Source organism: Desulfovibrio desulfuricans (genome assembly GCF_024460775.1).
In the GTDB taxonomy this organism is placed as follows: Bacteria; Desulfobacterota; Desulfovibrionia; order Desulfovibrionales; family Desulfovibrionaceae; genus Desulfovibrio; species Desulfovibrio desulfuricans_E.
The window spans coordinates 137,718-149,838 of sequence record NZ_JANFYZ010000005.1; the positions used below are offsets into that span (position 1 = coordinate 137,718).

General features: G+C 59.2%; 12 protein-coding genes. 1 reads left to right on the plus strand and 11 read right to left on the minus strand.

Annotated elements, in window-relative coordinates:
- Positions 1-150 precede the first annotated feature (150 nt).
- The 11 genes from NE637_RS07960 to NE637_RS08010 form a co-directional block, all read right to left on the minus strand.
- Positions 151-1,530 carry a sigma-54-dependent transcriptional regulator gene (locus NE637_RS07960; protein WP_192112861.1) on the minus strand — a complete coding sequence of 460 codons (1,380 nt, stop codon included), beginning with the start codon at positions 1,528-1,530 and terminating at the stop codon, positions 151-153.
- A gap of 8 nt (positions 1,531-1,538) precedes the next feature.
- Positions 1,539-3,029 carry a sensor histidine kinase gene (locus NE637_RS07965; protein ID WP_215647824.1) on the minus strand — a complete coding sequence of 497 codons (1,491 nt, stop codon included), beginning with the start codon at positions 3,027-3,029 and terminating at the stop codon, positions 1,539-1,541.
- Positions 3,007-3,357, minus strand: a complete 351-nt coding sequence (locus tag NE637_RS07970) for a hypothetical protein (RefSeq protein ID WP_215647845.1) — start codon at positions 3,355-3,357, stop codon at positions 3,007-3,009. The genes NE637_RS07965 and NE637_RS07970 overlap by 23 nt, the downstream gene beginning before the upstream one ends.
- Entirely contained in the window at positions 3,293-4,633 is a 1,341-nt protein-coding gene (locus NE637_RS07975) for a phosphoglucose isomerase-related protein (protein ID WP_227118213.1), read from the minus strand. The genes NE637_RS07970 and NE637_RS07975 overlap by 65 nt, the downstream gene beginning before the upstream one ends.
- Positions 4,634-4,674: 41 nt before the next feature.
- On the minus strand, positions 4,675-5,061 hold the full coding sequence (locus NE637_RS07980; RefSeq protein WP_192112858.1) for a hypothetical protein: 387 nt from the start codon (positions 5,059-5,061) through the stop codon (positions 4,675-4,677).
- Positions 5,061-5,573, minus strand: a complete 513-nt coding sequence (locus tag NE637_RS07985) for a YchJ family protein (protein WP_022658268.1) — start codon at positions 5,571-5,573, stop codon at positions 5,061-5,063. Before NE637_RS07985 ends, NE637_RS07980 begins: the two co-directional genes overlap by 1 nt.
- Before the next feature lie 169 nt (positions 5,574-5,742).
- Complete coding sequence (locus tag NE637_RS07990) at positions 5,743-6,648, minus strand: hypothetical protein (RefSeq protein WP_215647826.1); 906 nt, start codon at positions 6,646-6,648, stop codon at positions 5,743-5,745.
- 59 nt (positions 6,649-6,707) lie between these two features.
- Positions 6,708-7,019, minus strand: a complete 312-nt coding sequence (locus tag NE637_RS07995) for a hypothetical protein (protein ID WP_192112856.1) — start codon at positions 7,017-7,019, stop codon at positions 6,708-6,710.
- 93 nt (positions 7,020-7,112) lie between these two features.
- Positions 7,113-7,709 carry a DUF4881 domain-containing protein gene (locus NE637_RS08000; protein ID WP_227118214.1) on the minus strand — a complete coding sequence of 199 codons (597 nt, stop codon included), beginning with the start codon at positions 7,707-7,709 and terminating at the stop codon, positions 7,113-7,115.
- 13 nt (positions 7,710-7,722) lie between these two features.
- A complete protein-coding gene (locus NE637_RS08005) occupies positions 7,723-8,787 on the minus strand; it encodes a sulfite exporter TauE/SafE family protein (RefSeq protein WP_227118215.1) in 1,065 nt (354 codons plus the stop codon).
- Between the two features lie 17 nt (positions 8,788-8,804).
- The gene (locus tag NE637_RS08010) at positions 8,805-9,110 is read right to left on the minus strand and encodes a DVU0150 family protein (protein WP_192112853.1); all 306 of its coding nucleotides are present in this window, start codon (positions 9,108-9,110) and stop codon (positions 8,805-8,807) included.
- A 252-nt stretch (positions 9,111-9,362) separates the two neighbouring features.
- Here NE637_RS08010 and NE637_RS08015 point away from each other — a divergent pair, with 252 nt between their 5' ends.
- Entirely contained in the window at positions 9,363-12,074 is a 2,712-nt protein-coding gene (locus NE637_RS08015) for a sigma 54-interacting transcriptional regulator (RefSeq protein ID WP_227118216.1), read from the plus strand.
- The last annotated feature ends 47 nt before the right edge of the window (positions 12,075-12,121 follow it).

A 12,121-nucleotide genomic window follows, 5' to 3' on the forward strand; every position in this document is an offset into this window, starting at 1 on the left:
CGCCCTCAGCCGAAGCCAGGACGCCCTGTTTTCCATATCTATGGAGGGGCTGAAACACAGACAGCATGTCTGCGAAAATTGTGTGTTGGCTGTAATTCCCAAAGCAATGCAGGCAAAAATGCTTGCCCCCTGCCCTGCCCCAAAAACTAATTAATGGCCGGTGATGCCATATTTTTTGAGCTTGTATTGCAGCAGGCTTTTTGAAATTCCAAGATATTCTGCTGCCTTGACCTGCACAAGCTCCGCCCTCACCAGGGCACGGCGGATAAGCGCGGCTTCAATCTTTTCAAGCGTATCAGCCAGATCAAGTTGTACGGGCAGCAGGTCCACCGCGCTTTTGAACTGCGATTCTTCATCGCGGATCTCGGCGGGCAGATTGTCCACGTCAATGACATTGCCCGGCACCAGCACAAGGCAGCTTTCCACCACGTTTTCAAGCTGGCGGATGTTGCCCGGCCACTCGTAGCCCGTGAGGTAGTTCAGCGCTTCCGTGCTGAAGGTCTTGGGCGGCATGGAATTGTCTGTGCAGACCTTTTCCACAAAGTGCGCCACAAGCAGGGGGATGTCTTCCCTGCGCTCGCGCAGGGGCGGCAGGGGAACCTGCACAACGTTAAGGCGGTAGTAGAGGTCATCGCGGAATGCCCCCTTCTCCACCAGCGCGGCAAGATCCTTGTTGGTGGCCGCCACCACGCGAATATCCACCTCAATTTCCTCGCCGCCGCCCACGCGTTCAAAACGCCGCTCCTGCAGGACGCGCAACAGTTTGACCTGAAGGTCAGGCGTGAGTTCCGCAATTTCATCCAGAAACAGCGTTCCGCTGTCCGCCTGCTCAAAGCGCCCGCGCCGCATGGCGACAGCACCGGTAAATGATCCCTTCTCATGCCCGAAAAGTTCGCTCTCAAGCACGCCGGGGTTCAGGGCCATGCAGTTCACCGACACAAAGGGCTTGTCTTTGCGGGGGCTGGTATAGTGGATGGCGCGGGCCACCAGCTCCTTGCCCGTACCGGATTCACCGGTAATGAGCACCGTGGAGCGGCTGGGCGCAGCGCGCTCAACCATCAGCAAAACGTCCCGTATGGCCCTGCTGCGGCCCACAATCTTGTGGACGCCGTAGCGGTCTTCCATAACTTCCTGCAACAACCGGTACTGGCGGTGCGCCCGTGAAAGTTCCACGGCATTGTGGATGGAAAGCAGCAGTTCGTCGTTGGAAAAAGGTTTGGTGATGTAGTCAAATGCGCCGTAGCGCATGACCTCAACAGCGCTTTCAATGGAGCCGAAGGCCGTCATGATAAGCACCGGAATGTACGGCCAGTTTTTTTTAACCCGCTCAAGCACTTCTCGCCCTGTGACCTTGGGCATTTTCATGTCGGTCACAATAACGTCCACTTCGCTTTCGTCCAGAAATGCCAGAGCGGTTTCGGGGTCGCTGATGGCCGTGACGGCATAGCCCTCGTCTTCAAGCAGGGTTTGCAACACCAGCAGATAGTTTTTTTCGTCGTCGATGATGAGAAGATGCGCTTTTTCGCTCATTATGTATCCTATGCGCCAGTTTGGGCTCTGGGCAACAGAACCCTTACCAGCGCCCCGCCCTCGGGGCCGTTTTCAAGCTTGATGACACCGCCGTGGCTTGAGATGATCGACTGCACAATGGGCAAACCAAGCCCTGTGCCGCCGTCCTTGGTAGTAAAAAATGGATCCAGCAGGTTGGGTAGCGTAGCGGGGTCAAAACCGGGGCCAGAATCAAGAAATTCAATGCAAACGTGGCCGTTGTCGTCAATGCGCCCATTTATGCGCACAACGCCCGGCCCATCCATCGCCTGCTGGCCGTTTACAAGGATATTGTAAAAAGCCCGGTACAGCAAATCCTTGTCGCCGGGTGTAAAAAGCCCACTCTCGCACTGCCGCTCAAGCGCCACGCCGCAGCGCCCCATCTCGCCTTCAAGAAAGGCCAGAACCTGATCCAGCACCACATTCACGTCCACAACGTCCTGCTTGGGCTGGCGGGGACGGGCGTAGTCCAGAAAGTCGTTGACTGTCTGCGAAAGGCGAACAGCCTCGTCATAAATCGCCCCAAGAATGCGGCGGGTGCTGGCGTCGGCCTTGTCTGTACGGCGTTGCAGCAACTCGGCGCTGGAACGGATGATACCCAGCGGATTGCGAATTTCGTGCGCGATACTGGCCACCACTCTGCCCATGCTCACCAGCCGTTCGTTACTGTGCAACTGGTTTTCAAGAAGCCTGTTCTTGTACATGCGCGCCGCCAGCACCCGCTCCGACCTGTGGATCAGCATGAGCAGCAGGCCAAACATGATCACCGACGAAAGCAGGCACATGACAACAATGATGCCCTGAAACGTGAGCACCTGCTCATAGTCGCCCGTAATGTCCTGCGTGAGCTCCAGCGCGCCCATGATGGGCGCTTCCTCCCCTGGGTGCAGGGGTTCGCCGCGCAGGGGGTAGAGAATGCGCAGCACAAACGAGCCTTCCTGCAACGGCACTCGGAAAGGAGCCTGCCAGCCCGGCATGGTCGAGATGATTTCCGACCTCGGCGCTCCGCCTCCCAGAATGTCGTCCAGATATGGCGGGGATAACCCGGCGCGGCCCAGATCTTCCTTCTTGGTGGAATACGCCACCAGACGCGAAAAATCATAAATGCGCAGCCGCTCGACCGGCAAGCCGTGGATGACGGACTTCACCACCTGATCCAGCCTGTCATATTGTTCTGGCTGACGCAGGGCGATACGCCCGTAGCCCAGCAAGGTGGGCAAGGCGAATCGGCGGAATATCTGGCTATTGAGGTTTTCCACAAGCTGCTGGGCAAAGTTCTCCTGCCGCGTAAGCAGAGTCTCTCGCGCAGAGTTGGAAATAAAGAAAGAAAGCCCCAGGCTGGTCAGCAAAATGACCACCAGCGAGAGCCAGGATAATGTGCGGGCGTAACTTGGCAGCGCGCTATCCGTGTCTACAGCCTGGGCGCAGGCATCCTCGCACTGGCGGATGCAGGCTTCGTTACGCTGCTTTTTTCTGAACATGACAATGCCTTTGCGCGCGCGGCGGCTCCGGGCGGCGCGGCACTTCTGCCACCACCGCCGGGGCGCAGGGAAAACGACCGCTGCGCCCCGCCGCAAAGCCGCCGCTACGCGACAGGTTATAAAAACCCCAGGCATATCCGAAAGCCGTCGCCTGACGGCCACCGCCATTCCTGAAGCACATTTCGGCACACAGGCAAAGGGTTGCAACCAGCGCGGGATACCGTTTTTTTGCCTTTGGCAACGGCCCCGCGCCGTTCACTTGCTTAAAACTTCTGTTCCATTCTGGGTACGGCAAGGTATTCGGCCAGATCGGCTTCTTCCTGCGCATAGCCGCCAGCCCCAAGCCGCGCGTTGGCAAGGCGTTTGCCCAGCTCCACTGCGGGTTGATCCAGCGGATTGATGCCCATGAGCCAGCCCGTAAACAGGGTGGCCGCCTCAAGCAGCAGCATGAGCGAACCGGCGGCGCGGGGGCCGTTGTTGTGCATTTCCACATGCAGCAGGGGCACGCCGCTCTGGCACAGGGCCATGCGGGTTCCAAGGGCCTCGGCTTCAAGCAGGCTGCCAAAGGGCTTGGCCCGCAGCCAGGCCCACTGATCCGGCACATCCATGCCGAAATTGGGCCCCTGCGCCTGATCGCGGCTGGTCAGGAAAATGCACCCCTTGTTGCGTGGGCCGCTCAAAAACATCTGGTTGATGGAATGCTGATCCGTCACCCCGGTGGCTGGCACAGGCTGGCTGCCCTGCCCGTCCTTGCCTAGGCTTTCGGCCCAAAGCTGGGCAAACCAGTCGCCGTAGGCGGCCCATTGCGGGATGTAGCTGAAAAATATCAACTGGCTGTAGCCCTTGTCTTCCAGAGCCTTGGCCCAACAGGCCAGGGCGAACGAAGGATGTTCGGCCACCTGCTCTGGATTTTGCAGCAGGGGGCGGGCAACATCGGCTGCGCCGTCCAGCAGGGCCTGCCAGTCTATGCCCAGAAAGGCCGCGGGCAAAAGCCCCACAGCAGAAAGGGCCGAATAGCGGCCGCCAAGATAATCCGGCACTTCAAGGGCGGTCAGCCCATAGCGGTTGGCTTCTTCGCGCAGGTAGCCCTTGCGTTCGTCGGTGACAACGATCATCTGATCCTGCCAGCCCTCTCCCACGCTGGCCTTAAGCCAGTCGCGCACAAGAAAATACTGGGAGATGGTCTCAATGGTGCCGCCAGACTTGCTGATGCACACCACCACGGTTTCCGTGGGATTGAGCTTGCCGAGCAGGGCTTCAAAGCGCTCCGCACAGACATTGTCCGCAATCCACAGCCACGGGCCGCGGTGAGCTGGGCCGTCCTGCCCCGGCGCAAAGGCCTGCTGCATGGCCCGCGCCCCAAGGGCAGAGCCGCCGATGCCCAGCACCAGCATATGCTTGTAGGCCTTGATGCGGGGAATCAGCGGGGCCATTTCCACTTCCAGCTTGGCGCGGAAGGGCATGGAAATAAAGGGCAGCTCGCCGGATGCCAGCTCGCGCTGAAGCCTCTGGGCCACTTCCGGCGCGCGCGCCTTCAGGGCCGCAGCAGAATCAGCGTCAAGGCGATGAGCATACGCTCTCGACCATTCGAGCAAATGAGGCATGGATACCTCCTGTGGTGTTGCGCCGCGTTCCTGGCGGCGCATTACAAAAGTCGCAAGGGTTTGGGAGCAAAAAAACGCCGCCGCACGGCCTTGTATGTCTGCGGACGCACACCAAACCGGCAGTGCCACAGGGCGCAGGCATCACGCGCCGCACAGGCGCGCACCTCTACCCTGTCGCCAGCACAGCCCATGCACTGCCTGCGAATGGCCCGCAAGGCCTGACGCGCGGCTTCTTCCGCCGGGGCGGGGCATTCCTCGCCCGCCAGTGTGGCAAGCCGCCAGGCCCAAAGGGGACACTCTTCATCCGCGCAGGCGCGAACCGCCTTGGCAGACGCACCCTGGCACTCCAGACAAAACTGCCGGATGGCTGTCAGAGAACCATTCTTGCCCCTGCCGGAATTTTTTGCGCGTTCTGCGTCCGTGATCATCAGGATTTGGAAGCCCCGCAGCATTTCTTGTATTTTTTGCCGCTGCCGCATGGGCAGGGATCATTACGCCCCACCTTGGGTTCCTGCCTGCGGTAGGCGTCAGGCCGCAGGGCCACGCCGTCCACATAATAAATCTTGTCGTCCTTGCGCTGAAAAAAGCTGCGCTCGCCCAACTGGCGGGGGATGCCCTCCAGTTCATAATAGGCATAAAATTCAACAACATCAAAAAGTTCGCCGTGTTCTCCGGCGGGAACATCATTTTCGGTCGCGGCAATATCAAGACGCAGCCAGGTTATATCCCTGGTCTGCTCGGCCAGCTTGTCGGCGTCCACATTTTCCCGGTAGTCGGGATGCGTGGTTTCCACAAGCCACTGATGGCGGCCAAGCACATAGGCCGAATACCGCGAACGCATGAGGCTTTCTGCGTTCTGGGGCCAGGACGCGCCTTCAATATGGGGGCCGCAGCATTGGTCCAGAGACTGGCCGCTGCCGCAGGGGCAAAGTTGAGACATGAAAATTCCGCCTTGGTTTAAGCCCTCAGGGGGCATATGCAACACAATAAGCATAGCTTATGGCAAAGCAGGCGGCAAGAGCGGCAAGGCGGGATGAATGCGGCGGGCAAAAAAAAAGCGGCATGCACAGGTGACGCGCCAAGTGCATGCCGCAGGAGACCGAACGACCTTATCTGTCTGTGACCGGAGGAGAGAGCGGCCTTGGGGGCCGCAATTGGACAAGACAGCCAGGACGAACGGCGGTATTGGGCGCGCCGGCTTCTGCCGCCGGGCTTGTGATTGAGTCGAAATTCAGTTCAAGCGTACCGTTCTTTGCTTCTTGGGCGCGGGCGGTGCCAAGGGGCATGCCTTGCGCATCATAAACGGCGCAGGGCGTTCCCTTTGCGGGCGCGCGCAGACCATACAGCAGGCACCAGATGTGGCCGGATTGCGCTTGCGCGGCAGTGTCAGCATTCTGTTCCACGCGCACGATTTCTCCGCAGCCAAGGGTTGTCAACTGGCGTATGTACTTGCTGCCAAGCCTGAACACCACAACCCCGCCCAGCAGGGCCAGACCGCAGCATCCCGCAGCCAGCACAAAGGGGTTATAGCCGGTAATGCGGCGCAAATACGAGGTGGACGCAGCCCGCATGGCGGTTTCATCGGCATGCACGACAACAGTATAGTGCTGCGTGGTGCTGGCAGCCGCACCCCTGAAGGAAACCTTCAGGCCGTAACTGCCGGGTTCCGCCACGGCATCGGCGCGCACACTGCCTCGCCACATGCCGTTGCCAAACCAGTAGCCCGCAAAGAATCCTTCCAGATCATAAAAAAGGGCCGGATTTTCCGGGGTAAATTGCGCCTTGAGGTCGCTGTTGACGGGATTTTTGATGGTCAGCGGCCCGGATATGGACACGCTGCCGCCGGGCAGCAATTCGATCACATCCGCGCCAGACCTTGTAAGGCCTTGCAGGCCGTCAAGCATCCCCAGCAGGGCAAAACCCAGCAACAGGGCGCACAGGGCGCCCCAATAGCGCTGCCGGGCACGGGTCTGGAGGCAGTTTTGCCAACCCTGACTCTTGATGAATTCCCCCATAGGTTCCTTCCTGCCCGCCTGTGGTATGGTCATGACACACGACATGCTGCTGCTCCCATTTATCGGCGATCAATGACAGGACACATGGACGTTTCGGCCACGTGCCAGCTTACGAGCCGCTGCCCGAGGCGCGGCAGTTCCACAAGGCTCTGAAACTCGGCGGGATATACCTGGCGCACCTTTTTGGTGAGCCAGAAGGCCCCTGCCCACGTAGGCACCGTGATGCCAAAAAACCATGCGCAGAAAACCAGTTCCGAGGCCCCAGAACTGTGGGCCGACTGATACATGCCCACAAAAATCGCGCCAACCATGACTGCGTTGGCCGCAACCCGGATTATGCTGGAATAGAGGGTCTGACGGTAACTGTTCATTGATGCTCTCCTGAGTGTGTTTGTCCACCGGAGGTGCACCGGAGCGGGGCGAACCGCTCCGGCGCGCAGGGTGGGGGTAGGCACCCTGGGGGTTTACTTCTTGAAGATGTTGGTCTTGGACACGTTCATGATACGCATGGCCTGGGCCTTGTCGGCATTGCGGTAGGCAATCCGCATTTCGTCGCCTGCGGTCCACACATAGGCCGGGTAATCCTGGGCTTCAGCAGGAATCTTGAAGGTAATCAAAGACTTCTGACGGCCAGAGTACACGGTGACGGTCTGCTGATCCTTGTCGATAATGGGGAAGGTCTTGCCCTTGACCTTGGGATGGTCGGAGCCGACGTTCTTTTCCACATCGGTGAACTGCACGGCCAGTTCGCGCACGCTGTTGGTCTTCTGGTCATAGATAAGCACGGTGTTCTTGGCCAGGTCGATCATCAGGCGGCCGCCCACGCTGGGGGTCGGGCCCATGTCCTTGGATTCCACAGGCAGCTTGAAGGTATGCGTGCCGCCGCTGTAGTGCGGGTTAAACTGATCGTGTGTCACGTCCACCACGATGGTGAGGGTTTTGGCTGTGGCATCAAAGGCCACGCAACGTCCCTGTTCCACGCCTCCGTCGAAGTTGCAGCCGGTGAGCAGTGCAACAGAGAAGGCCATCGCCAGCATAAGCATCAGGTTACGAATTTTCATGGCGGGTCTCCTTCTAGTTGGCCGCGGGCTGGTTCTTCTTGGCGGCAATTTCCGCCTTGGCGCCCTGTACCATCTTGACGGTTATGTAAAGGGAGATAGCCGACACGAAGCCGAGCACGTCGATCGTAGCAGCCGGGCCAAGCAGCCAGCCCCATGCCGGGAATTCAGCTTCAACCAGCTTGCACACAACCGAGATGAGGCAGCCGATAACGGCCAGGCCGAACACGAAGCGGATGCCGTAACCCTTTACATACTTGGTGGCGACAACGCCGATCTGCGCGCCGATGGCCGCACCGCACAGCATGATGAGAGCGGCAAGCAGTTCCACGCGGCCCTTGTATGCGTACGAAGCCGTGCCGTAGAGACCGGAGATGGCGACTTCAAAGAGGTCCGTACCCACCGCCAGATGGGTGGGGCAGCCGACAAGATACACCAGGGCGGGCATGCGGATAAGACCGCCGCCGATGCCGAGGATACCAGCCAGCCAGCCGGTGAAGAAGCTGACGAAGATGGGCAGCCATGCGGAGCAGGTGATGTTGGCCTGCTTGAAGTGGAACACCGGAGGAATCTTGATGGCGTGCAGGCGGGTGGCCCAGTCAACGCCGGTGGCCGCGTGATCAAGTTCCTTGTTCTGGGCCTTGGCTTCGCGTTCCTTCTTGCGGCGGGCGGCGATATCGTGAAATACAAGCCATGCCAGCAGCACAAGCAGGACAACGTACAACCAGCGCACAACCTTGTCGACAGAACCCAGGCGTTCCAGCCACATGACCATCTGCGCGCCAACTTCCACGCCCACGATGGTACCAACCAGCATGGTCAGGCCCAAGCCGTAGTCTACGTTGCCGAACTTGCCGTGCCGCATGGTGGAGATGAGCGATTTACCCGCCATCTGCGCCACGTCGGTACCAATGGCAAAGGCCATGGGGAAACCAAGGATGTTAAGACCGGGGGTAACCATCCAGGCACCGCCCATGCCGAAGAAGCCGCCGATAATACCAACGCCCAAACCAAGAATGACAAGGCCCGGCCAGAAAATGTACACGCCGGAAATGGGCATCAAAATATACAACCATTCCATAACTTGCCTCCTTCCGACTACTTTTCGGACAATTCGCGGTGCTTGAGGTCAATGCCGATGTGCGTCATGACGACATCCGCCAGCCAACCCAGGATGCAACCTGTAACCGGGATGATGGCCATAGTCAGAATGGCAAAAAAGAAGTGGCTTTCATTATACATTTCAGCCCACCAGTACAATATACCGTCAAGTTTGCGCGTATCGGCGACCACCACAACGTTGGCAACCTTGCCGCCGCCAGCAGCCAGGGCCGCGCCGGGCAGTGCCGCAACCAGCAGCGCGCAACCTGTAAGCCATGTCCAGAGCCTCTGCATTCTTTTCATAACTTCCTCCACATCAAAATGTGACATCTCCACTTCAACCACTTACCCATTTTGCGATGACTCCCGTCGGGGGTAGGCACCGCCTCGTTGCCTCGAATGTGAAAGTATTAGCAAAGGCTGTGCCATTGCATAATTATTGCCTGTAATTGCGCCTTTTTTTCTATTTTTGCGCGAAAAATCTTGTCACGAAGGGCAATGTTTTTTATACTCAGCTCAAAGATTGCGCTTTTTTGCACAAAATAGGGGAGCACCATGCGCTTACACAGAACACTTCCCCAGGGCAGCTCGCTGGAGTTCACGGCATTCTTTATGAATCGCAGCCTTGCAAGCCGCATGCTGATGCTGGGTTTGCCCCTGCTGGCGCTCGTACTGCTGATTATTTTTACTGCCACGGGCAGCAGTATCGAGGCCATTCTTGATCGCGCAATTGCGCGCAACGCACAGCTTCAGTCACAGGCAATGAGCCTTGCGCTGGAACAGGCCCTGGAAGAAACGCGCAATCAGCTTCTTATTCTCGCTGCTGGCTCCATGGATCAAAAAGACATGGCCAACCGGCTCAAATTCCGCGCCAAGGCTGGCGGCTTGCGCTACAGGGAACTGGCTTTTGAGGGTTTGGCCCCTGACAACCGCTATCTGCTTGTCAACACGGGCGGAGATATCATCAATGTTCCCATGCGGCAGGCCCTTGCCAGCCCCACCGGCCCCTTCCACTCCATTGCTTCTGAACACCGCACCGGGCACGTCAGCGTTGCCCAGCCCGTGGAAGTGACCTATTCCATGGTGCCGGTTAAGGGCAGCAACCAGAATATCAACCTGCACGTGCTGCGTTTTTCCACCCCGGTTCATGATGCGGAAGGCACGTTTGCCGGCTACCTGATGCTTTCGCTGGATCTGCGGGAGCTGCGGGACATCCTGTCCACCTACTCCGGCCCCAATGCCCCCATTGCCGCATCAGGCGATGAGGGGCGCGTGCGTACACTTTTTTTTGACCGCGATGGCTGGATGCTCTTTCAGTCCGAGGTGCCGGATGCTGGCCTGGCCCAGCGCAGCCTGGGCACGGATGCCGTGCGCGCTGGCTTTATCGGCGATTTTGGCAGGCCGGGATTTAACACCGCATTCCGGCCCGGCCCTGAGCACATCAATTACTGGAACATGGTATCAGATGTGCAGGAGGGCAAGTCAGGCCAGCTTCCCCTCTCTGAAAACAGCTCCCTGTGGAGCAGCAGCCAGATGCGGGTGGAGAGGGTAAGCTACGTGCCGGTGACCTTCAGCCCGGTTTCGCAGGCAACAATCGTACTGGGCGGTCTGGCGGTACTGGACACCAGTTTTACCACCACACGCACGGGCGTGCAGCTCATGGGCATCTATGTGGGGGCCTTTGTTGGCGGCATGCTGCTTTTGGGTCTTAGCCTTTGGTGGCTGGCCCGGCAGACGGGCAGATCGCTCAATGCCGTAACGGCGGAACTTGAGCGCTGCAACGCCGAAGGGGACGACAAGAATATAGATATGCCCCAACTGCCGCGCGAACTGGAACGGCTCAAGGCTGGCATAAACACCCTGCTTGAACGCTTGCGCTTTGCCGCGGAGGCCCGCCGCCTGCGAGCTGCAGAGGATGATGCCCAGCAACAGCGCGAGCCAGTGGAAGATCTGCCGCATCCCGAAGACCTGCCCGTCAACAGCCTTATTGGCACATCACCCACCATGCTTGCCTTGTGCGACAATGTCCGCAAGGCCTCGCAGGTGATGGCAGATGTGCTGGTTGTGGGTGAAACCGGTACAGGCAAGGAGCTGGTTTCCGAGGCCATCCACAGGCTCAGTGCGCGGGCTGCGGGGCCTTTCATTACCATCAATTGCGGGGCGCTGGATGAAAACCTGCTTATGGATACGCTTTTCGGGCATGTGAAAGGCGCCTTCACCGAGGCGCGCGCGCCACGTAAAGGGGCTTTTCTGACGGCGCAGGGCGGCACCCTCATGCTGGACGAAGTGGGCAATGCGGCCCCCAAGGTGCAGCAGGCCCTGCTGCGGGCGCTCTCCACAAGACGGATCAGGCCGCTTGGCAGCGATGAAGATGTGCCTTTTGACACGCGCATCATTGCGGCGACCAATGCATCACTTATAGATGATTCGCAAAAAGGCACTTTCCGCGAGGACCTGTACTACCGGCTGGCCGTCATCACCATCAACACGCCGCCGCTGCGGGATCGCAAGACGGACATTCCCTCGCTGGCTGTCTATTTTCTTTCGGAAGCTCTCAAGGCCAAGGCAAGGCTGAAAGCCGAGGGCGGAGCACAGCCCGCTGGCGGGCTGGCTGCAATGACCGCCGCCATGCCGCAGGTCAGCAAAGGAGCCATGGCCAAACTGATGGACTACGACTGGCCCGGCAATGTGCGCGAATTGAAAAACACCCTCACGCGGGCCCTGACATTCTGCGAAGGTGGCATTCTACTTGCAGAAGATATTCAGCTTGGCGCGGCTACCCAGGCGCAAAGCGACGCCATTCCGGCAGGCCAGAGCGAAACTGCGGCAGCTCCGGCGCAGGAATCGCGCAAACCGCAGGAGGATCCTTGCGATCAGGGATTCTGCGCAACGCCCACTGCCGAAGATCCTGCACCGGCAGAAGGCTTGCCCGCCAGGCTTGTCAGCCCTGTGGCCGCGGATATTCCCGTGCAGGCCCCTGTGGGCGAGCCTGCCCCTCAGCCGCAAAGCGAGGCCCCCGCACAACTGGATACCCTGCTGCGCGGCAAGGACTCTGCGGACAAGCTCAACCGGCGCGTCATGGAGGTCTGGCCGACCATCGCGGCCTCGGGCAGCATCAGCAGGCAGGAATATCAAGCGCTTGCCGGAAAAAACATTTCCATGCGCACGGCCCAGTACGATCTGCAACTGCTTGTGCAGTTGGGGCTTGTGCGCAAGGACGGACGCGGCCCTGCGCAGAGATATATTGTAATCGGGCAGGGACGCTAACGAGCGACATTTACGCATCAGACATTCAGCATCATCAGTTTCAGGGC